Raw genomic sequence first — 18,470 nt, 5'->3', positions numbered from 1 at the left:
TGACCGGCGGCCATGGGCCCGTGGGCTCAGAAGACGGCCTCAGGGGGTGGCCAAAGCGCGGTGGATACGGCCCATGGCGGTGGCGGCATCCACGGTGGCGGCTATCCGGACCGGAGGCCGTTGGTCGGGGATGCCGCCGTGGCTGATGGTGAACTTCCGTTCGTCGAGCAGCGTGGCGCCACGCGTGTGCCCCGCGAGCTCGACCATGACCTGGCGCTCCTCGTAGGTGGCCAAGGACTCGTCGACCATGATGGCGGCGGCGAGCGGATCGTGCAGGACACAGCCGACGGTGCCGCGGGCGCTGCTGTAGAGGGCAACGTAGGCGTCGAGTACGGAGGTTGCGAAGCGAGCCGCCGGGGTGTCCGCATCCGCGATCCGCTTCAGCCAGAGGTCGTCAGCCCATGCGTGTTCGGTCATGTCCAGCGGCACCATGGTCAGGTCGAACCCCGCGCGCAGCACCTCTTCCGCTGCCTCCGGATCATGAGCGGAGTTCGCCTCGGCCCAGGCGGTGACGTTCCCCGGGACATGGAAGGCGCCGCCCATGAGCACCACGCGGCGCAGGAGGCGAGGGAGGTTCGGCTCCGTTCGGAGGGCGAGGGCGATGTTGGTCAGCGGGGCCAGCGCGAGCAACGTCAGTTCGCCCGGGCGTTGTCTGGCCAGGCGCACGAGCTGTTCCGCCGCCGACTCCGGGCTGGTCCGGCGCGGTGACGTAGGACCGGCGCCGCCGCCGAGACCATCCTTGCCATGAACGAACTCGGATGTCTCCAAGGGCTGTTGAAGAGGCGTCGGATGCCCGACGGCAACCGGTATGTGGTCCAGGCCGACGACGTCGAGCACGCGTAACGCGTTGGCCGCCGCGGTGGCAGTGGGCACGTTGCCGTGCGCGGCCCCGATGGCGACGATCTCGACGTCCGGCTGGGCAGCCAGATACAAGATCGCCCAGGCGTCATCCACCCCGGGATCCGTATCGAGGACAACGGACAGACGCGGGGAAGCGGCGGGTGGCATGCGGTCTCCTCTTGAGGCCCTATGTTTTTGTGGACCAGCCGATGACTGGACTCTTCGCTCCCGCCACTGTTTCGTCATTCGTACAACATTGGAACACTTTCCCCGGTCAGCGCTCGCCACCGCGGGTCAGCGGCCGCCCCACTCCGCCCCACTCCGGGCCCCTCGCTCAACGGCACGCCAGAAGCCCGTACAGCAGCGGGATCCGCGGCTCCGGCAGCTGCCACCAGCCCGATGCGGTGCGCGTCATGTGGGGCCAGCGGGGCCAGGGCAGTTCAGTCGACTCGCGCAGCCGCCGGATGCTCAGACCCGCTCCGACCAGGGCGTTGATCACCTCGTCCAGCCCGTGCATCCACTCGTAGCTGTCGGTGGCGCCCTCGACGGCCGGGCCGTCCGTGTAGGTGTGCGTCGCGTCGCGGTGCACCGGGCCGCTGCCGCCCAAGTAGTCGTGCCGGAGCAGGAGTTCGGGTCCCTCTCCGGGGGCGGGCTTCGGGCCGAGTGCGTTGAGCAGCGGGTGGAACTCCGCGATGTACACGTGGCCGCCGGGACGCAGCAGCTCGGCGACGGTGCCCGCCCAGCGGTCCAGGTCGGGGAGGTAGCACAAGGAGCCCTTGCCGGTGTAGACGACGTCGAACCGCCGCCCGTCGAGGGCCTCCACGGCGTCGTACACATTGGCCCGTACGTACGTCACATCGACGCCCGCCCGCGCCGCGATGCCGGTCGCCGCCGCCACGGACGCCGCGGAGAAGTCGAGCCCGACGGTCCGCGCCCCGCGCTGCGCGAAGGCGATCGTCTCCGTGCCGAGGTGGCACTGGAGGTGCAGTACGTCGCGCCCGGCCAGCTCGCCGAGGTCGTCCCACTCCCACGGGGCGAACCAGCGGGACGGGTCGGGATCTTCGTCGACCCCGTAGAACCGGCTGGCGAGGTGGACGGGGGTCCGGGCGTCCCAGTTCGCCTGGTTGGCCTGCATCATCCGCTCGTACGCGTCGGTCATGGGCTCACTATGGCAGGCACCAATGGTGAGGAAAGCCGAAAGCCGCTCCTTCCCGGCCCTCAGCGCCTTACCCGGTGCGGCCGCGATACCCGGTGCGGCCGCGACTGCGCCTACGACCGGGGCGCGCGGGAGGCGAGGTCCAGCAGCTCGTCCACCGTCCACTGGTCGTATGCGTGCTCGCCGTACTTCGCGGCCAGGACGGTCCCGTCGGGGGCGATGAGGAAGTCCGCGGGGAGGCCGAGGCGGCCGTGCGGCTGACGCCGGGACGGGAGACCTTCGCGTCCGCGCACCAGCATCGCCGTACTGCGCAGGATCGCGCGCAGTACGTGGAGCCACGCCCGGGGGTCCAGCAGCGCGCGGGGCGCCGACTCGACGCCGAACTCCGCGTACAGGCGCTTGTCGGGGTCGGCGATCAGAGCGAACGGGAGCGCGTCCGCGTACGGCCGCAGTTCCCCGGCGGGGGAGTGGAAGACCGCGACCTCGCGCATGCCCGCCGCCTCGATCTCCGGATGCCGGACGGTCACCGAACGCAGGTGCAGATTGCAGACGGGGCAGCCCGCGAAGCGGCGGAACTGAAGGTGGGTGAGGCGCCCGTCGGGCGCGGGGACGGTGAGCGCGGGTCCGGTGACGGGGCTCAGCGCGCGGGTGGCGACCTGATCGCCGGGGCGCAGGATTCTGCGTTTCAGGGCCGTGCGGGGCTGGGACATGTGGTTCCCCCTTCGTAGGCGTATGCCGTACACCTACGAGCGTAAGCGTATGCCGTACGCTGTCAACCCTCATGCCACGACCCCGCTCCCTCACCCCCGGGCAGATCTCCGCCGCCGCGCTGACCGTCATCGACCGCGACGGACTCGCCGCGTTGTCGATGCGTACGGTCGCCAAGGAACTCGGCCTGAGCGCGATGGCTCTCTACCGGTACGTGCGCGACCGCGAGGAACTGGAGCGGCTCGTCGTGGAGCTCGTACTCGGCGCCGTCGACACCGAGCCGCCGCCCCCGGACGCGTCATGGCGTGCGCGCGTCGAGGTCATGGTGCGGCGCCTGCGCGACACCGTGGGCGCCCATCCGTCGGTCGTCCCGCTGACGCTCACCCACCGGCACCACTCTCCCGGCGTGCTGCGCTGGTCGGAGACGGTGCTCGCCATCCTCACCGAGGCGGGCTTCGCGGGCGAGCAACGGGTCATCGCGCTGCGCAGTCTGCTCGCCTACGTCATCGGGGCGATCCAGCTGGAACACCTCGGGCCCCTGTCCGGCGAGGGCACGGTCGCCGTCTCCGCCCTCCCGCCGGACGAGTTCCCGCACATGAGCGAAACCGCTCGGCACGCGCGGAACGTCAGCGCAGAGCAGGAGTTCATCGGCGGACTCACCGTGCTGCTGCGCGGTCTGCGTCCGGCGCCCGGACCTACCCGAGGGTGAGGTAGCGGGTGAGCATCGCGACGAGTTCGTTCTCGAGCCGGGTGGCGTCGATGGGGTCGGGCTCGGCGATGCCACGGCCGCTCCAGCCCCGGCTGATGCCGGACCCTCTGCGGCGACCACCATGGTGACGAACGGGCGCCAGCACCGCATGCGCGGAGACCATCCCGCCGAGGAGGGTGTCGGTAGGGCCACCCCATATCCGGTGTTCAGGCCCACCGACGACGAGCGTCTCGATCGGCAGGATTTATCTCGTCAGCAGATGAACCGACGAGGAATCCGCCACATAGAGAACCCGGGGGCAGCTCATGAACGAGACCTTTGCCAGACGCATCACCGGCATAGCAGGCATCTCCACAGCTGCCGCCATCATTGTCGAAGTGCCCCTGTACTTCATCTACTCGGGTCCGCCGCCGGACTCGAACGTCCTGGCCAGGCTGCTGATCGGGATTGTCGCGCTCGCGTTCCTGATCGTGTTCGTGACGGCCTTTCGTGAACTGGTCAAACGCGTGAGCCCCGCGTATGAGTGGGTGGGCTCGATGGCCTTTGCCACGGGAATGGTCTACGTGACGGTCACCCTGGTCTCCAGCGGCTTGGAGGCCGGCGCGGTCATCGCCGTCGACCACGCGATCGATCCGACCATCACGGTCAGCGGCACATACATCCTCTACGGGTCGATCTCCCGCCTCATGCTGGCCTTCTTCCTGGCCTCGGTGGGCTACGTCATCTCCCGCACGAACCTTCTCCCGAGGTGGACCAGCCGGTCGGCATACGTCCTGGCCGGGGTCAATCTGGCTTTCGTGCCGTCTCTGTTCTTCGGCAACACCCCCGCCAACTTCTACGCGGCGAACGGCTGGGGCACCACCGCCTTGATGGGCGCGATCTTCAGCTACTGGCTGCTGGCCGTGGGAATCTCCACCTACCGCAGCGCCACGCGCCCCACCCCGACCGGCTCTCCGGCCTTGGAGAACTGACACCACGCGGAAGGCGGCTGCGGTGTCCCGCCTCTTCGGCGGCAGGCAGCGTGGTCAGAGTGTCTCGCTGGACGGGCCTGGGGAGGGTGGGGCGGTGTTCGGGGTGAAAAAGGGCGGGCGGGGAAGACCGGGGCTTGGTACGGTCTCGGCATGAAGCGCGCTGGTATGACGACGACGCCGGAGAGAGTCCCGGCGCGCTGATCGATGTCTTGATCCGAAGCCCCGGGGCGAGTGCCCCGGGGCTTCTGCTTGTGGTGGCGCTCGTCTCGGCAGACGAGAGGGGAACGCCATGCATGACCACCGCAAGCTGGGCCGCGAGTTGGGGTTGTTCGACACCGATCCGCTGATTGGGGCGGGGCTGCCGTACTGGTTGCCTGATGGGGCGGCTGTTCGGGAGGCGTTGGAGGAGTACATCCGGGGGGAGGAGCGGCGGGCGGGGTATCGGCATGTGTATTCGCCGGTGCTCGGTAAGCGGGAGCTGTACGAGGTGTCGGGGCACTGGGCGCACTACCGCGACGACATGTTTCCGCCGATGGACGTGGGCGGTGAGGAGGTCGTGCTGCGGCCGAGTCTGTGTCCGCACCATGCGGTGATCTTCCGGTCGCGTTCGCATAGCTATCGCGAGCTGCCGCTGAGGATGGCGGAGTTGGGTGGGATGTACCGGGGCGAGCTGTCGGGGGTGCTCGGTGGGTTGACTCGGGTGCGGGCGATGCAGCTCAACGACGCGCACATCTTCTGTGCTCTCGAGCAGGTCGCGGGGGAGGTGGAGGGCGCGCTGGGCATGATTCGGCGGGCGTATGAGGCGATGGGGATCCGGGCGGTGCGGTATCGGCTTTCGTTGCCGGGGGACGGTGGGAAGTTCGTGGCGGGTTCTGAGGTGTGGGAGCGGTCGGTTGGGGTGTTGGGGGAGGTTCTTCGGCGGGTCGGGGTGCCGTACGAGGTGGGGGAGGGAGAGGCCGCGTTTTATGGGCCCAAGATCGATGTGCAGGTTGCCGATGGGGCCGGGCGGGAGTCGACTTTGTCGACTGTCCAGGTGGATTTCCACCAGCCGGAGCGGTTCGGTTTGCAGTACGTCGGGGCTGATGGTGCGAAGCACCGGCCGGTGATGGTTCATCGCAGCATCATCGGCAGTGTCGAGCGGGCTGTCGCCCAGCTCGTGGAGGTGTATGGGGGTGCGTTTCCGGGGTGGCTCGCGCCCGTGCAGGTGGTGGTTCTGCCGGTGTCCGAGGGGGAGGCGGGACATGCCGAGGTGTTTGTGGAGCGGTGTGTGGAGCAGGGGCTGCGGGCGCGGGTCGACGGGCCGGAGCGCGGGTCGCTGGGGGCTCGGGTCCGGGGCGCCCGGCTCGTGCCGTATCAGGTGGTGATCGGCGCGAAGGAAGCCGCCGAGGGGCACGTGGCGCTGCGGCTGCGGGGTGGGCGGCAGGTGGGGGTTATGGCTGCCGAGGAGGTGGTGAGGCGTATCAGTGGGGTTGTGGGGGCTCGTCGGGTTGAGCTGTGGTAGCGGCTACCCCTTAGCGGAACTCGTGGACCACGTGGATTTCGCCGACGATGTGGGCGTTGAACTCGTCGAGGTCTTCGGCCGGGACCCAGAGCTCGAGGATGGTCTTCCCGCCCGCCTGCTGAACGGGGTAGCGGGCCAGGAAGTCGGACTCGACCTCGAAGCGGGTGACGTAGCCCGCGCCGTCGTGCTTGACGTTCCAGTCCCTCGCGATCTTGATCGCGTAGTCCTCGTTGAGCACCGGGTAGAAGATCGGCTGCTCGGGGAGGCGGGGTGGCCAGGCGCGCCAGTTCAGTTCGCGGACCAGGTCCAGCTCCTTGGGGCCGGTGGGGCGCCAGAGGGTTGTGGTCGCGGGGCGGCTGGTCATGCGGGTCGCTTCCGGTGGGCGGGTGGTGTCGGGGAGTGATGGTAGCCGGGCGGGGCAGCGGCACGTGCTGGGGTGGGCGCGGCTCATCGACGCCGTCGTGCCGCTCGGGGGCGCGATCGCGGTGGGGTACGTCGCCACTGTGTGATCCCGAGGGGCGGCTGCCTGCTCCGGGACGTCCGGAGCAGGCAGCCGCCTGGCCGTCAGCCCTGTTGGACCGGGACGACTACCAGTTCGGCGATGTTCACGTGCGGCGGGGCCGCCACCGCGAAGGCGATCGCTTCCGCTACGTCCTCGGGGGTGAGGGGGTGGAGGGTGGTGCGCATGCGGGTGAGGGTTTGGCGCATGTCCCTGTCGTGCATTTCCTCGCCCAGTTCGGTGAGCGTGACGCCCGGCTCCACGTTCTTCACGCGCACGTCGCGCGGGCCGAGTTCGGCGCGCAGGTTGCGGGTCAGGTGGGCCACGGCGGCCTTGGTGGCGGCGTAGACGGACCAGTTGGGGTAGAGGACGTGCCCGGCCACGGAGCCTACGTGGACGAGGTCCGCGGGGCGGCCCTCGGCGGCGGTGGCGATGAGGTCGTCGGTGAAGGCGCGGGCGGTGTGCAGCAGGGCGCGCAGGTTGGTATCGAGCATGCGGTCCCATTCGTCCGTGGCCGCGGTCTCGAAGGGGGCGCCGAGCATCACGCCGGCGTTGGCCACGACCAGGTCGACGTGGCCGAGGGTGGAACGGATCGTGCGGGCGGCGGTGGCGAGGGCCTCGGGGGCGGTCAGGTCCACGGCCAGGGGGAGGACCGTGCCGGGGGCCGTGGGGCGCAGCTCGTCGGCCAGGGCCTTGAGGCGGTCTTCGCGGCGGCCCAGGAGGGCGACGTGTGCCCCGTCGGCCACCAGGCGGCGGGCGGTGGCGGCGCCGATTCCGCTGGTGGCGCCCGTGATCACCGCGGTTCGGTCGGACAAGGGGTGGTTTCGCGTGGTCATGGGGCCAGCGTTGCCGGGGGCCGGGGGTGGCTCCAGGCCGCGATCCACCTTGGCGGCGTCATCCTAGGAGGATTACGGCCACCTTCCGGCGCCCCCGACGGCGGCGCGGCGGCGTAGCGTCGAAGCCATGGACAGCGAGAACCTGCTCGGGCAGTTCCTGCGCGCCCGCCGTGAGCTGCTGCGGCCCGAGGACCTGGGGCTTCCCGCCGGTGCGCGGCGCCGGGTGGCCGGGCTGCGGCGGGAAGAGGTGGCGATGCTCGCCGGGGTGAGCACCGACTACTACGTACGGCTGGAGCAGGGCCGGGAGCGGCATCCGTCGGCGCAGGTGGTCGACGCGCTGGCCCGGGTGCTGGGGCTGGAGGAGGACGCGGTGGCCCATCTGCATCAGCTGGCGCGTCCCGTGCCCGCGGCGCGGCGCCGGAAGGGCGGGCGCGGTGAGCGGGTCAGCCCGGTGCTCTTGCGGATGATGGAGGGCTGGCACCGGACCCCGGCCGTGGTGCTGGGGCGCTGTCTGACCGTGCTCGCCCACAACGCCCTGGGCCGGGCCCTGTTCGAGGGCCACGCCCACAGCGGGGATCTGCTGCGGCTGGTGTTCCTCGATCCGGACGCCAAGGAGTTCTACCCGGACTGGGACCGGGTGGCCGTCAGCACCGTCGCCGGGCTGCGGGCGGCCGTCGGCACCGACTACGACGACCCCCAGCTGATCGAGGCGGTCGGCGAACTGTCGTTGCGCAGCGAGGAGTTCCGGCGGCTGTGGGCCCGCCATGACATCCGCCAGAAGGCGCACGAGACCAAGCGTTTCCGGCATCCCGTGGTCGGCGAGCTGACGCTGGACTACGAGTCGCTGACGGTGAACGGCGCCCCCGGCCAGCAGCTGGTCGTCTACCAGGCCGCCCCGGGCAGTCCCTCCGAACACGCGCTGTCGCTCCTCGGGAGTCTCACCGCCGGGGACGGCAGCCCCCAGGCATCGCAGCAAGAGCAGCAAGAGCAGCAAGATCAGAAAGGCTTTTTCGCATGAGCACCAACGACTCCGTATGGTTCATCACCGGCTGCTCCACCGGCCTCGGCCGTGCCCTCGCCATCGCCGTCCTCGAAGGTGGCGGGCGTGCCGTGGTCACCGCCCGTGATCCGTCGACGGTGGCCGATCTCGTCGCCCGGCACGGGGACCGTGCCCTGGCCCTCGCGCTCGACGTCACCGACACCGCCAGGGTCGCGGAGGCCGTCAAGGAGGGGGAGACGGCCTTCGGGCGCATCGACGTGCTGGTCAACAACGCCGGATACGGCTATCTCGCCGCCGTCGAGGAGGGCGAGGAGCATGAGGTCCGCGCCCTGTTCGACACCAACTTCTTCGGACTGGCCGAGGTCACCCGGGCCGTCCTGCCCGGTATGCGCGCCCGCCGCTCCGGCCACATCGTGAACGTCTCCTCGGTCGGCGGGCTGGCCGCCTTCGGCGCCACCGGCTACTACCACGCCACCAAGTTCGCCGTGGAGGGCCTCTCCGAGTCCCTGGCGGCCGAGGTCGCCCCGCTGGGCATCAAGGTGACGATCGTCGAGCCCGGTGGCTTCCGCACCAACTGGTCCGGGCCTTCGATGCGCCAGTCGGCGACCGTGCTCGACGACTACGCGGAGACCGCGGGCGCCCGGCGCGCGAGCACCCTGGCCACGTACGGCCGTCAGCCCGGCGATCCGGACCGCGCCGCCGAAGCGATCATCGGCGCGGTCCGGGCGGAGGAGCCGCCGCTGCGGCTGCTGCTGGGCAGGTCGGCGTACGACATCGCCACCGCCAGGCTGGACACCCTGCGGGCCGGGTTCGAGGGCTGGCGGGACGTCACCCTCGGCGCCGACTACGCGTGAAGAACCGCTTATTACCGAGGGGCGCTTCGGCGGGCCGTCACCGCTTCGACGAACTCCGCCGGCGGAAGGTAGGAGTGCGCGGTGACGTAGTGGTGGACCAGATTCGGGGCGATCAGCCACCTGCCGTTCTGGTCCACGACCCGCACTTCGGCATTCCCGAGGACGACTTCCTGGGTGCCGACGGTGATGCTCACCGGATATCCGGGGTCCTGCTGGTGCGGAAGTTGGCAGGGGAACAGGCCGCGCATGGCGTTACGGGAATCGTCCCGGCACAGCAGCGCCAGCGACTGGACGAATTCCGCCGGTGCCTCACCGCGCGGGAATTCGGAATCCTTCTCCAGCCAGCCGACGTTGACCGCCTCGACCCCGTGCGGGACCGTTCCGGGAGTGTATGCGTACGGGGAGCCGTCCTCGTACCGTGTCACAGCACCATTTCCTCTCTGAATACGTGAGGGGCTCAATCCATGAGGGATCGGCAAGCGGCCCAGTGTACGCGGCCCATGTTGGGCTGGAGCAGATGGGAAAGGGGTGTCGCTTTGTCCACGGTGACGGGCGTTCCCTCGATATTCAGGCCCTTGGGCGGGAAGAGGGTGTAATCCGGCAGATGTTCGCCGGGCCCGTAGACCCGTACCGGGGTGGGATTTCCGGTCTCGATCTGATTGCCCAGGAAGTCCGAGATGCTTTCCCCGTGCCTGCTGTAGAGGGCGACGCTCGTTCCCTCGGGCACGGTGGTCAGCACGCCGTGCTTGGCGGAGATGCCGCCGTGACCGCTGAGCACCACCTCGCCGTCGGCGCGGCTGTACGGGCCGGGGCTGGGCCCGAAGGTGCCCTGCGGGGGCTGTTCGTGGGGGAGCTTGGGGCACAGGCCCAGCGGGTCGATCGCCGCGTGCGGGTTGGGGACGTACGCGGCGGGGTTGGGGGCGGCCTCCAGGCCGAGCGGGTCCGGGGTGGCGTAGCGGGCCGTCTCCGGGTCGTAGTACCGGTGGTGGTTGTAGTGGAGGCCGGTCTCCGGGTCGTAGTACTGGCCGGGGAAGCGCAGCGGGGTGTACGCGGTGCTGTGCCGGGACCAGGTGGTGGTGCCCCACAGGGTGGCGCGGGTGCGCCAGGCGATCTCGCCGGATTCGTCGACGAGTTCGCTGGGGGTGCCCACCAGGTCGGTGACGATGCCGAAGAAGCGCTGGTCGATCTCGGCCTGGGTGGTGGCGTCGGTGATGCGCTCGGTCTGGGCCACCGGGCGCAGGCCCTCGTGGTCCCAGGTGAGGGTCACCGGGTCGGGCAGCCCGGGGGCGGCGGTGGTCTGCTCGACGAGGGTGTTGCCGTCCCAGGTGAAGTCCACCCGCTCCACGACGGAGACGCCGTCTTCGCCGAGGCGCAGCTTGGCGAGGCGGCGGCCGAGGGGGTCGTAGAGGTAGCGCCAGACGGTGCCGTCGGGGGTGGTGACGGAGGTCAGCCGGTCCTCGGCGTCCCAGGTGTAGCGCCAGGTGTCGGGCTTCTTGGAGAGCCGGTTCTTCTGGCGGAGGGTGACGCGGCCCGCCGCGTCGTGTTCGTAGCGGACCCGGCCCGCGCGGGCGATCCGGGTGCCCCGGTATTCGCGCGGGCCCGTCGCGTCGGCGCCGGGGAGCCGGTCGGGCCAGGAGGCGTGGGTCTGGTTGCCCGCCTCGTCGTACGCGTAGGTCTCGGTCCAGTTCTTGGCGTGGACGGCGGTGACGCGCCCGGCGGCGTCCACGTCGAAGTGGCGGGAGCCGCCGAGCCGGTCGTCGAGGCCGACCAGGTGGCCGTCGGCGCGGTAGGTGTAGGCGCGGTGCTGGAGGGGCCGGGCCGAGGGGCCGGTGACGGTCTGCTCGGCCAGTCGGCCCGCCGGGTCCCAGACCTGGGCGATGGTGAGGCCGTCGCCGACGTGGCGGCCGGTTTCGCGGCCGAGGGCGTCGCGGTCGAAGGCGAGGGTGTGGCCGCAGGTGGTCAGCGCGGTGCGGTTGCCCGCCGCGTCGTAGGTGAACGTGGACGTGGCGCCGGAGGGGGTGGTCCGCCCGGTGCGCCGCCCGAGCGCGTCGTAGGTGTGGGTGAGGGTGCGGCCGCCGACCAGCTCGGAGGTGAGGCGGCCCGCCGTGTCCCGCCGGAACACGGCCTCGCCGTCCGGCCCGAAGGCGGTGGCCAGCCGGCCGACCGGGTCGTAGGAGTAGGTGGTGACCTGGCCGGCGGCGTCCTTGCGGACGATCCGGCCGGTGGCGTCGCGCTCGAAGGAGACCGTCTGGCCGAGCGGGTTGGTACGGGAGACCAGCTTGCCGGAGGCGTCGTACGCGTACTCCAGGGTCCGGCCGTCGAAATCCGACTCGGAGAGCGGGCGGCCCGCCGGGTCGTAGGTGTAACTCCAGGTGAGGCCCTGCGGGTTGGTGACCTGGGTGAGGCGCAGTTCCTTGTCGTGGGTGAACTCGTAGCGGGCCCCGTCCGGGCCGGTCTGGGCGACCAGCTGGTCGAAGTGGGCGTACTCGAAGGAGGTCACCCCGCCGTTCGCGTCCACGTGGGCGGTGCAGTTGCCCTCGCCGTCGTAGGTCCAGCGCTGTTCGGCGCCGTCCGGGGCGGTGTGCCGGGCGAGCTTTCCCTCGGTCGTCCACTCCAGGCGGGTGGTCGCGCCGAGCGGGTCGACCACGGCGGTGGGGCGCCCGAAGGCGTCCCGGTGGTAGACGGTGACGGCGCCCAGCGGATCGGTGATCTCGACCGGCAGCCCGGCCGCGTCACAGCGCACCCGGGTGGTGTCCCCGAGCGGGTTGGTGATCGCGGAGAGATGGCCGCGCTCGTCGTAGGTGTGGTGGGTGGTGTGCCCGGTGGGGTCGGTGAGGGCGGTGGGGTTGCCGCGTTCGTCGTACTCGTGGCGCCAGATCGCGCCGTCCGCCTCGGCGATCTCCAGCGGAAGGCCGAGGTCGTTGTACGTGCAGGTCGACACGTACCCGGCGGCGTCGGTGACCCGGGTGCAACGGCCCTCCGCGTCGTACGCGTAACGGACGGTCCGGCCGAGCGGGTCGGTACGGGACAGCACCCTGCCGAAACGATCCTGCTCCGTCCGGACCGTATGGCCCGAGCCATCCGTCACGGCCACGATCTGGGACCGCTCGTTCACCACGTAGCGGCTGGTGTTCCCCTCCGCGGAGGTGACCGTGGTGACCCGGTGACCGGTGTGCGGGTCGGGCGCGCCGTAGTGGATGCGGGCCGCGAAGTGGCCCTCGGTGCCGCCCTCGGCGATCACCCGGTCGCGGTTGTCGTAGACGTAGTCGTAGGCGTGGCCGTTGGTGTCGGTCCACGCGATGATCCGGCGCTCGTCGTCGTAGGCGAACCGCATCGGGCGGCCGGAGGAGTTGCTGACCTCGGTGAGATCGCCCTCGGTGTAGCCGTACCGCACCAGCTCCTTGTCCGAGCCGTCCGGGGCGCCGCCCGCCAGGTGCAGGGCGGTGATCCGGCCGTCCCGCGTGGTCAGCTTCAGGTGGTAGCCGCCGTCGTGGACGATGGCCGCCGGGGCGCCGTCCGCGCCGTACTCGAACGTCAGCCGGTGCCCGTTGCGGTCGCTGATCTCCGCGATCGGCGCGTCGCCGTCGCCGCCGTCCGCCGGGCCGGTGAAGTACCGGACGCGGCCGGTGCCCGGCTCGGTGACCGTGAAGTCGCCCTCGGCGTTACGCTCCAGCGGCCAGCGCGGGCCCGCCTTCGGCAGCGTCGGCACCCCGGGCGCCGGATGCGGGTAGTCCAGCAGCAGCCCGTCCTGCTGGACGAAGACGACGCCCGCGGGACCGATCTCCAGCCGCTCATCGGCGGTGCACGCCCACGACGGGCCGAACCAGCGGCCCGCCCGGTAGCCGGACATCCCCTGCCGGGTGAACGCCAGCGGCATCACACCCGGCAGCGACACGTCCGTCTGCGGCAGATACATCCGGCCGGTGGCCAGGTCCACCGGGTCGGTGGGCCCGGGGGTCTTGGCGCCGTTCGGGATGGAGTGCGGCGTGTGGCCGTCCTTCGCCAGATGCGCGACTCCGGACTCCACCTTGCTCGCGGTTGTGGCGGTCTTGGCGGCGGTCGCCGCCCCCTTGGCCGCGCCGAGCCCCTTGGTGCCGATCAGCTCGGGGATGAGCCGTCCGATGCCCTCCGCCGGGTCCTTGGTGAAGGAGTCGTACATGCCCTTCAGCGCCCCGCCCGGGTTGTTGGCCATCTGGACCAGACCGGCCGCGGTGTTGTTGAGGTTGGTGACGTACTCGGCGGGGTGGGTGAGGTTGTACGGGTCGAGCGCGTTCACCTGGCGGGCGAAGTTCACGACGCCCGCCGTGCCCTTGATGATGCCGCCCGCCAGGTGCGAGGCGTCCAGCTTCAGCCCCTCGAAGCCGTCCGAGACCTGCTCGCCGTACGACGGCTTCGCGGGCGCCTCGTCACGGGCCGCCTCCACCGACTTCTTGGCCGCGTCGTGCGCCTCGTTGCGCTGCCGCCGGGCCTCTTTCAGGATGTCCTCCGCCGCCTTGATGCCCTCGGCGCCCGGGTCGTGGAACTCGCCGGGCTTGTCCGGCAGCGTGCTCGGATCGCGCTCGTCGGCGGGGAGGAGGTTGTACTTCATGGCGGCGGCGTTGTACGCGTCCACCTTGCTGTTGTGCGCCGAGCGGGCGTCGTCGGACGCCTTCTTCGCCGCCTTGTACTTGTCGATGGCCAGCTGCGCCTGCTGCTGTGCCCACTCGACCGTCCCGGCGAAGCGGCTCAGCGCGCCGCCCGCCTTCTCGCAGGCATCGGCGGCCTTGTACCACTTCTTCGGCTCGACCGAGACCCTGCTGTAGAAGGCGTTCGCGAACACGCCCTTCATCAGCTGGTCGGGGTCGACGCCCTTGAGGCCGCGGCCGACGTTGTTGAACGCCTTCGCGAAGTCGGTCAGGTGCTCGGCCGTGGACCGCAGCTTGTTGGGGTCGCCGTGGACCAGCTTCTTGGGGTCGTCGGTCTGGTCCAGCTGCCACTCGTCCACGTCGGCGCCGAGCGCGTTGGCGGCGGAGGCGCTCTTGTCGCGGACCCAGTCCGCGCCGCCCTCCCAGCCGGCGTCGTCCAGCCGGTCCGCGGTCCAGCTGCCCGCGCTCTCGATGCCGTCGCCGACGTCCTCGACCCGGTCCTCGACGAAGTCCTCGACCGGGTCCGGTACGAAGTCGCCGATCCCCATCAGTGGTCACCCCCGCCGGTGCCCTGACTCTGTTGCTGTTGCGCCTGGGCTTGGGCGCGTTCCTCCGGGGAGGGGCCGAACGTGTCGTCCACGGCCTGGTCGAACTGCTGGTCGTCGACCCCGGCGATGTCGTTCGCCAGACCGGTCTGGAAACCGCCGTACCCCTCGGTCATCAGGCTGCGGCCGGTGTCCTTCCAGGTCTGGCCCATCTCGGCGCCCGCCTGCTTCCAGGACTCGGCGCTGTAGTCGGGCGCGTCGGGCCTGAGGACATCGCCCCAGCTCTGCTTGGCGATCTCCTCCTCGGTGGCATGCGGATTGCCGGTGGGGGAGAGGGCGTTCACGGCCACCTTGAACGTGCCGCCCCAGTACTGGTCCTCCTCCCAGGACGCGCCCGCCGCGATCCCCAGCCGGTTGGCGATCTCGTTGGCGTCCTGGATCAGGGCCCGTACGCCCCACTCCCAGCGGTCGCAGAACCCCTCGAAAGCGTCGGCCAGACCGCCGCCACCGGCCTCCATCTTCGACATCGTCATGTCCTGGAAACCGCTGCCCTGGAGGGCGCCGGTCGAGCTGCCCACGTCCTTCAGCTCGCCGATCGCGCCGCGCAGGCCCTTGGTGATGAGGCCGACGGACTCCTGGGTGACCTTGAAGTCGGCGTTGCCTCCGCCTCCGCCGCCGCTCATCGGTTGGTCTCCGGGGTGGTGTCGGTGCCGGTGCCGGTGTTGGCGTTGGTCCGGGCTTCGGCTTCGGCCCGGATTTCAGCGGCCTCGGTTTCGGTGAGATCCACCGCCACCTCGTCCGGCACGATCCCCTTCACCGGCGGGAACATCATCGAGCCGTCCTCGTCGGCCACATCCAGCGCGACCCCCGCAGGACCGTCCATCGCGGGGACGAGCACATCCAGCAGCCGGGCGCCCAGTACGGTCGCGAACTCCCACTCCTCGCGCGCCGCGCCGCGGGCCTCGGCGAAGCGGGCCAGGGCGAATTCGTCCGTAAAGGCGTAGATCCAGTCGATTCCGCCGTACGTCGCCGTCATGAAGTCGTCGTCGGCCAGCGGGACCAGTACCGCGGTGCGCCGGAACTCGCCCACCATGGCGGTGGGATCGCCCGATCCGTCCCGGACTGCCGCTATATGTTCCACCAGCTCCACTGTGGACCCCCGTGTTCCGTTCCGATCGCGGTTACGGTAACGCAGGGGGCGGGGCGCCGGAACGGAGGAGGGGGTATCTCACAGGGACCGCGCGTCAGGCCCCTACTGTTCCGTCGACACCCTCGCGCAGGAAGTCGGCGTGGCCGTTGTGGCGGCCGTACTCCAGCAGTACGTGGGTCATGACCAGGCGCAGCGTCATGTCCTTGCCCCAGCGCTCGCTGTGCACGACGACGTCCAGCGACTCCGCCTCCCGCTCGATCCGGCGCGCGTGCTCCACCTCGCGCTGCCAGGCGGCGAACGCCTCGGTTCTCGTGGCCTTCGTCGCGTCGTACGCCACCTGGTAGTCGCGCTGGTCGGACCAGACGAGGGGGATGTCCTCGCGGTTCACGACGATGCGGAACCAGGTGCGTTCCACCTCGGCCATGTGGCGGACGAGGCCGAGCAGGGAGAGGGTCGAGGGTGGCATCGACTGCTGCCGTAGCTCCTCGTCGGAGAGGCCGTCACACTTCAGGGCGAGCGTGGCGCGGTGGAAGTCGAGGAAGCCGCGGAGGGTGTCGCGTTCCCCCGCGATGAGGGGTGGGCCTACGCGGTCGGTGGCCATGGCGGTGGGTCCCTCCGGGGGTGGTTGGGTGTTGGGTGTTTGGGACCACGATCAGTGGTCGGGGGCTTTGGGACAACCGATTTCGTGGGCTGGGGGGCTTTCCCCCACCCCGCCCCTTCCCGAAACCGGGGCTGCGCCCCGGACCCCGCTTCGGGGGCTCCGCCCCCGCACCCCCGCTCCTCAAACGCCGGAGGGGCTGGATGGTGCGGCTCAAGCGCCGGAGAGGCCGGGGACGTGCACACCTGGTTGTGGGCAATCGTTCCCGGGGGCGGAACGGGTGGGCACAACCCGTCCACCGGGCCGCGCCCGGCGCGAAACCCCGGGACCCACCACCCGACGGCCGCTGACCTGCGGGAGGGCTACCGGCAGGAATATCGGGGACCGGCGCGGGGTTACGGACGCATGGGTACGAGCACTGTGGAACTCACCAAGGACAACTTCGACGAGATCGTCTCCGGCAGCGACTTCGTCCTGATCGACTTCTGGGCCTCCTGGTGCGGCCCCTGCCGGATGTTCGCACCGGTTTACGAGAAGGCCGCGGAGCGCCACCAGGACCTGATCTTCGCGAAGGTCGACACCGAGGCGCAGCCCGAGCTGGCTGCCGCGTTCGACATCCAGTCGATCCCGACGCTGATGATCGTGCGGGACAACATCGCCGTTTTCGCCCAGCCCGGCGCGCTGCCCGAGCAGGGGTTGGAGGAGGTCATCGGGCAGGCCCGGGATCTCGACATGGACGCGGTCCGGGCCTCCGTCGCGACGCCCGCGAGCGATGGCTGACCTGGTGCTGATCCGGCACGGCGAGACGGAGTGGAGCCGGACCGGAAAGCACACCAGCTGGACCGACCTGCCGCTGACGGCGCGCGGGGAGGAGCAGGCGCGGGCGCTGCGTCCGCTGCTGGCGGGGCGCAAGATCGGGCTGACGCTGGTGAGCCCGCTCGGGCGGGCCGTGGATACGGCTCGCCTCGCCGGGCTCACCGATGTACGTACCGAGCCTGAGCTGCACGAATGGGAGTACGGGGGGTACGAGGGGGTCACCACCGCCGAGATCCACGAGACCCGCCCCGGCTGGGACCTGTGGACCGACGGGGTCGCCCCGGGCGACGCCGACCATCCCGGGGAGTCGCCCGGGCAGGTCGGGGCGCGGGTCGACCGGGTGCTGGCCAGGGTCGAGCCGGAGCTGCGGGCGGACGGCGGTGACGTCGTGCTGGTGGCGCACGGGCATGTGCTGCGGGTGCTGACCGCCCGCCGCCTCGGGCTGCCGCCGTCCGCGGGGGCGCTCTTCCGGCTGGAGACCGCGACCGTCAGTCGACTGGGAACCGAGCACGGGCGTCCGGTCGTCGTGGCGTGGAACGTAGGCTCGGAGCCGTAGGTCCCGTAAGTTCCGTACGAGTCCCGTACGAGTTCCGTACGCCACCGAGCAGAGGAAGCAGGGAACAGCGAGCATGGCTACGACGCGTACCGCGCACACCGTCTGGCAGGGCAATCTGGCCGAGGGCAAGGGGACGGTCACCTTCGACTCGTCGGGGATCGGCGAGCAGCCCGTTTCCTGGCCGTCGCGGGCCGAGCAGGCGAACGGGAAGACCAGCCCCGAGGAGCTGATCGCCGCCGCCCACTCCAGCTGCTTCTCCATGGCGCTGTCGCACGGCCTGACCCAGGCCGGTAACCCGCCCACCCAGCTCACCACCCAGGCCGAGGTGACCTTCCAGCCGGGCACCGGCATCACCGGGATCCACCTCACGGTGGAGGGCACGGTCGAGGGGCTGGACGAGGCCGGGTTCACGGCGGCCGCCGAGGACGCGAAGAAGAACTGCCCGGTGAGCCAGGCGCTCACCGGGACGGAGATCACGCTGACGGCGAAGCTGGCCTGACGTCCTCCACCCGCTGGAGCAGTCCCCAGGTGAACTCCGCCACGTAGTGGCGGAGTTCACCGCTTTTCGTGTCGGCCGGGGCGTCAAAGGCGAGCCGGGAGCGGGTCGGCGCCGAGCCCTCCATGGGCCGCGCGGGCGGGAAGGCGCGCGCCACGTCGTCCACCGTGCAGGACCAGGGGGCGAGGTCGGCGGCCGTGTGCAGGGTGGGCGCGGGTGCGCCGGGGGCGCGTACCAGCCACTCGTTCCACACCGCGCCGCCCGGCGCGGTCAGCACCTCGAACCGCAGGTCCGGCCACAGCGGGACCGGCCAGCTCAGCGCGTCACACGTCAGATCGCCGATCCGGCGCCGCGCGGTGGTCTCGGGCGGGCCCAGCACCGAGCGGTAGCGGGCGACGGCGGGGCGCCGCCGCGGCGAGCGCTGCATCGCCTGCCAGCGGCGGTTGGCCTCGCGCATCACGGCACGCCCGTGGCCCAGCTCGCGCAGCGCGTCCTCGACCATGCCGGGCTGGTGGTCGGCCATGCGGCGCAGCAGGACGAGGACGAACGGGAAGGGGGTGGGGAACGCGTCGGGTGCGGAGTCCATGGGTCCATCGTGGCGTACGAGCAG

21 protein-coding genes are annotated in these 18,470 nt (G+C 70.9%); 9 read left to right on the top strand and 12 right to left on the bottom strand.

Annotated elements, in window-relative coordinates; translation table 11 throughout:
• Positions 1-39: 39 nt before the first annotated feature.
• The 3 genes from HYQ63_RS13805 to HYQ63_RS13795 all read right to left on the bottom strand — a co-directional run bounded on the left by HYQ63_RS13805 (position 40) and on the right by HYQ63_RS13795 (position 2,706).
• The gene (locus tag HYQ63_RS13805) at positions 40-1,008 is read right to left on the bottom strand and encodes a nucleoside hydrolase (protein ID WP_179934098.1); all 969 of its coding nucleotides are present in this window, start codon (positions 1,006-1,008) and stop codon (positions 40-42) included.
• A gap of 166 nt (positions 1,009-1,174) precedes the next feature.
• The gene (locus tag HYQ63_RS13800) at positions 1,175-1,999 is read right to left on the bottom strand and encodes a bifunctional 2-polyprenyl-6-hydroxyphenol methylase/3-demethylubiquinol 3-O-methyltransferase UbiG (protein ID WP_179934097.1); all 825 of its coding nucleotides are present in this window, start codon (positions 1,997-1,999) and stop codon (positions 1,175-1,177) included.
• A gap of 110 nt (positions 2,000-2,109) precedes the next feature.
• The gene (locus tag HYQ63_RS13795; RefSeq protein ID WP_257231830.1) at positions 2,110-2,706 is read right to left on the bottom strand and encodes a peroxiredoxin-like family protein; all 597 of its coding nucleotides are present in this window, start codon (positions 2,704-2,706) and stop codon (positions 2,110-2,112) included.
• Between the two features lie 71 nt (positions 2,707-2,777).
• Between HYQ63_RS13795 and HYQ63_RS13790 the strand changes: the two genes are divergently transcribed.
• Complete coding sequence (locus tag HYQ63_RS13790) at positions 2,778-3,413, top strand: TetR/AcrR family transcriptional regulator (protein WP_179934096.1); 636 nt, start codon at positions 2,778-2,780, stop codon at positions 3,411-3,413.
• On the opposite strand, the gene HYQ63_RS44625 is transcribed toward HYQ63_RS13790, so the two are convergent.
• Positions 3,400-3,576 carry a hypothetical protein gene (locus HYQ63_RS44625; protein WP_257231829.1) on the bottom strand — a complete coding sequence of 59 codons (177 nt, stop codon included), beginning with the start codon at positions 3,574-3,576 and terminating at the stop codon, positions 3,400-3,402. The genes HYQ63_RS13790 and HYQ63_RS44625 overlap by 14 nt on opposite strands.
• Before the next feature lie 142 nt (positions 3,577-3,718).
• Here HYQ63_RS44625 and HYQ63_RS13780 point away from each other — a divergent pair, with 142 nt between their 5' ends.
• Positions 3,719-4,384 (top strand): hypothetical protein, encoded by a 666-nt coding sequence (locus HYQ63_RS13780; protein ID WP_179934095.1) that lies wholly within the window; start codon positions 3,719-3,721, stop codon positions 4,382-4,384.
• Between the two features lie 289 nt (positions 4,385-4,673).
• On the top strand, positions 4,674-5,885 hold the full coding sequence (thrS, locus tag HYQ63_RS13775) for a threonine--tRNA ligase (protein ID WP_179934094.1): 1,212 nt from the start codon (positions 4,674-4,676) through the stop codon (positions 5,883-5,885).
• Between the two features lie 10 nt (positions 5,886-5,895).
• On the opposite strand, the gene HYQ63_RS13770 is transcribed toward thrS, so the two are convergent.
• A complete protein-coding gene (locus tag HYQ63_RS13770) occupies positions 5,896-6,249 on the bottom strand; it encodes a hypothetical protein (RefSeq protein ID WP_179934093.1) in 354 nt (117 codons plus the stop codon).
• On the opposite strand from HYQ63_RS13770, the gene HYQ63_RS13765 reads away from it, so the two are divergent.
• Complete coding sequence (locus HYQ63_RS13765; RefSeq protein WP_179934092.1) at positions 6,248-6,394, top strand: hypothetical protein; 147 nt, start codon at positions 6,248-6,250, stop codon at positions 6,392-6,394. The two genes, HYQ63_RS13770 and HYQ63_RS13765, sit on opposite strands and share 2 nt — an antisense overlap.
• Before the next feature lie 55 nt (positions 6,395-6,449).
• Here HYQ63_RS13765 and HYQ63_RS13760 read toward each other — a convergent pair whose 3' ends face one another.
• Positions 6,450-7,220 carry an SDR family oxidoreductase gene (locus tag HYQ63_RS13760; protein WP_179934091.1) on the bottom strand — a complete coding sequence of 257 codons (771 nt, stop codon included), beginning with the start codon at positions 7,218-7,220 and terminating at the stop codon, positions 6,450-6,452.
• Positions 7,221-7,347: 127 nt separating this feature from the next.
• On the opposite strand from HYQ63_RS13760, the gene HYQ63_RS13755 reads away from it, so the two are divergent.
• Together HYQ63_RS13755 and HYQ63_RS13750 are read left to right on the top strand one after the other, a co-directional pair.
• A complete protein-coding gene (locus tag HYQ63_RS13755; protein ID WP_179934090.1) occupies positions 7,348-8,238 on the top strand; it encodes a helix-turn-helix transcriptional regulator in 891 nt (296 codons plus the stop codon).
• The gene (locus HYQ63_RS13750) at positions 8,235-9,074 is read left to right on the top strand and encodes an oxidoreductase (protein ID WP_179934089.1); all 840 of its coding nucleotides are present in this window, start codon (positions 8,235-8,237) and stop codon (positions 9,072-9,074) included. The genes HYQ63_RS13755 and HYQ63_RS13750 overlap by 4 nt, the downstream gene beginning before the upstream one ends.
• Before the next feature lie 11 nt (positions 9,075-9,085).
• Here HYQ63_RS13750 and HYQ63_RS13745 read toward each other — a convergent pair whose 3' ends face one another.
• From HYQ63_RS13745 to HYQ63_RS13725, 5 genes are all read right to left on the bottom strand, one after another.
• The gene (locus HYQ63_RS13745; RefSeq protein ID WP_179934088.1) at positions 9,086-9,499 is read right to left on the bottom strand and encodes a hypothetical protein; all 414 of its coding nucleotides are present in this window, start codon (positions 9,497-9,499) and stop codon (positions 9,086-9,088) included.
• Between the two features lie 32 nt (positions 9,500-9,531).
• Positions 9,532-14,247 (bottom strand): putative T7SS-secreted protein, encoded by a 4,716-nt coding sequence (locus HYQ63_RS13740; RefSeq protein ID WP_179934087.1) that lies wholly within the window; start codon positions 14,245-14,247, stop codon positions 9,532-9,534.
• Positions 14,247-14,927, bottom strand: coding sequence for a hypothetical protein (locus HYQ63_RS13735; RefSeq protein ID WP_179934086.1), 681 nt, complete (start codon positions 14,925-14,927; stop codon positions 14,247-14,249). Before HYQ63_RS13735 ends, HYQ63_RS13740 begins: the two co-directional genes overlap by 1 nt.
• Positions 14,924-15,385: a hypothetical protein gene (locus tag HYQ63_RS13730; RefSeq protein WP_306664822.1), complete on the bottom strand. Its 462-nt coding sequence runs from the start codon at positions 15,383-15,385 to the stop codon at positions 14,924-14,926. The genes HYQ63_RS13735 and HYQ63_RS13730 overlap by 4 nt, the downstream gene beginning before the upstream one ends.
• Before the next feature lie 103 nt (positions 15,386-15,488).
• The gene (locus HYQ63_RS13725; RefSeq protein WP_179934085.1) at positions 15,489-15,995 is read right to left on the bottom strand and encodes a DinB family protein; all 507 of its coding nucleotides are present in this window, start codon (positions 15,993-15,995) and stop codon (positions 15,489-15,491) included.
• A gap of 402 nt (positions 15,996-16,397) precedes the next feature.
• Here HYQ63_RS13725 and trxA point away from each other — a divergent pair, with 402 nt between their 5' ends.
• The 3 genes from trxA to HYQ63_RS13710 all read left to right on the top strand — a co-directional run bounded on the left by trxA (position 16,398) and on the right by HYQ63_RS13710 (position 17,863).
• On the top strand, positions 16,398-16,772 hold the full coding sequence (trxA, locus tag HYQ63_RS13720; RefSeq protein WP_179934084.1) for a thioredoxin: 375 nt from the start codon (positions 16,398-16,400) through the stop codon (positions 16,770-16,772).
• Entirely contained in the window at positions 16,765-17,364 is a 600-nt protein-coding gene (locus HYQ63_RS13715; protein WP_179934083.1) for a histidine phosphatase family protein, read from the top strand. The genes trxA and HYQ63_RS13715 overlap by 8 nt, the downstream gene beginning before the upstream one ends.
• A 73-nt stretch (positions 17,365-17,437) precedes the next feature.
• Positions 17,438-17,863 (top strand): OsmC family protein, encoded by a 426-nt coding sequence (locus HYQ63_RS13710; RefSeq protein WP_123099646.1) that lies wholly within the window; start codon positions 17,438-17,440, stop codon positions 17,861-17,863.
• Here HYQ63_RS13710 and HYQ63_RS13705 read toward each other — a convergent pair.
• Positions 17,838-18,446: a hypothetical protein gene (locus tag HYQ63_RS13705; RefSeq protein ID WP_179934082.1), complete on the bottom strand. Its 609-nt coding sequence runs from the start codon at positions 18,444-18,446 to the stop codon at positions 17,838-17,840. The two genes, HYQ63_RS13710 and HYQ63_RS13705, sit on opposite strands and share 26 nt — an antisense overlap.
• Positions 18,447-18,470: the final 24 nt, after the last annotated feature.

The organism is Streptomyces sp. Rer75, assembly GCF_013414305.1.
GTDB classification, from domain to species: Bacteria; Actinomycetota; Actinomycetes; order Streptomycetales; family Streptomycetaceae; genus Streptomyces; species Streptomyces himastatinicus.
The sequence above is the reverse complement of the archived record's forward strand: the minus strand, read 5'-3'. Positions and strand labels throughout refer to the sequence as shown.

Bases quoted from the DNA above. Each gene is read 5' to 3' on its own strand.
- HYQ63_RS13780 (WP_179934095.1), top strand. From the start codon at position 3,719: ATGAACGAGACCTTTGCCAGACGCATCACCGGCATAGCAGGCATCTCC.
- thrS (WP_179934094.1), top strand. From the start codon at position 4,674: ATGCATGACCACCGCAAGCTGGGCCGCGAGTTGGGGTTGTTCGACACC.
- HYQ63_RS13705 (WP_179934082.1), bottom strand. From the start codon at position 18,446: ATGGACTCCGCACCCGACGCGTTCCCCACCCCCTTCCCGTTCGTCCTC.
- HYQ63_RS13740 (WP_179934087.1), bottom strand. From the start codon at position 14,247: ATGGGGATCGGCGACTTCGTACCGGACCCGGTCGAGGACTTCGTCGAG.
- HYQ63_RS13790 (WP_179934096.1), top strand. From the start codon at position 2,778: ATGCCACGACCCCGCTCCCTCACCCCCGGGCAGATCTCCGCCGCCGCG.
- HYQ63_RS13765 (WP_179934092.1), top strand. From the start codon at position 6,248: ATGCGGGTCGCTTCCGGTGGGCGGGTGGTGTCGGGGAGTGATGGTAGC.
- HYQ63_RS13750 (WP_179934089.1), top strand. From the start codon at position 8,235: ATGAGCACCAACGACTCCGTATGGTTCATCACCGGCTGCTCCACCGGC.
- HYQ63_RS44625 (WP_257231829.1), bottom strand. From the start codon at position 3,576: ATGGTCTCCGCGCATGCGGTGCTGGCGCCCGTTCGTCACCATGGTGGT.
- HYQ63_RS13800 (WP_179934097.1), bottom strand. From the start codon at position 1,999: ATGACCGACGCGTACGAGCGGATGATGCAGGCCAACCAGGCGAACTGG.
- HYQ63_RS13805 (WP_179934098.1), bottom strand. From the start codon at position 1,008: ATGCCACCCGCCGCTTCCCCGCGTCTGTCCGTTGTCCTCGATACGGAT.
- HYQ63_RS13735 (WP_179934086.1), bottom strand. From the start codon at position 14,927: ATGAGCGGCGGCGGAGGCGGAGGCAACGCCGACTTCAAGGTCACCCAG.
- HYQ63_RS13725 (WP_179934085.1), bottom strand. From the start codon at position 15,995: ATGGCCACCGACCGCGTAGGCCCACCCCTCATCGCGGGGGAACGCGAC.
- HYQ63_RS13715 (WP_179934083.1), top strand. From the start codon at position 16,765: ATGGCTGACCTGGTGCTGATCCGGCACGGCGAGACGGAGTGGAGCCGG.
- trxA (WP_179934084.1), top strand. From the start codon at position 16,398: ATGGGTACGAGCACTGTGGAACTCACCAAGGACAACTTCGACGAGATC.
- HYQ63_RS13760 (WP_179934091.1), bottom strand. From the start codon at position 7,220: ATGACCACGCGAAACCACCCCTTGTCCGACCGAACCGCGGTGATCACG.
- HYQ63_RS13795 (WP_257231830.1), bottom strand. From the start codon at position 2,706: ATGTCCCAGCCCCGCACGGCCCTGAAACGCAGAATCCTGCGCCCCGGC.
- HYQ63_RS13755 (WP_179934090.1), top strand. From the start codon at position 7,348: ATGGACAGCGAGAACCTGCTCGGGCAGTTCCTGCGCGCCCGCCGTGAG.
- HYQ63_RS13710 (WP_123099646.1), top strand. From the start codon at position 17,438: ATGGCTACGACGCGTACCGCGCACACCGTCTGGCAGGGCAATCTGGCC.
- HYQ63_RS13770 (WP_179934093.1), bottom strand. From the start codon at position 6,249: ATGACCAGCCGCCCCGCGACCACAACCCTCTGGCGCCCCACCGGCCCC.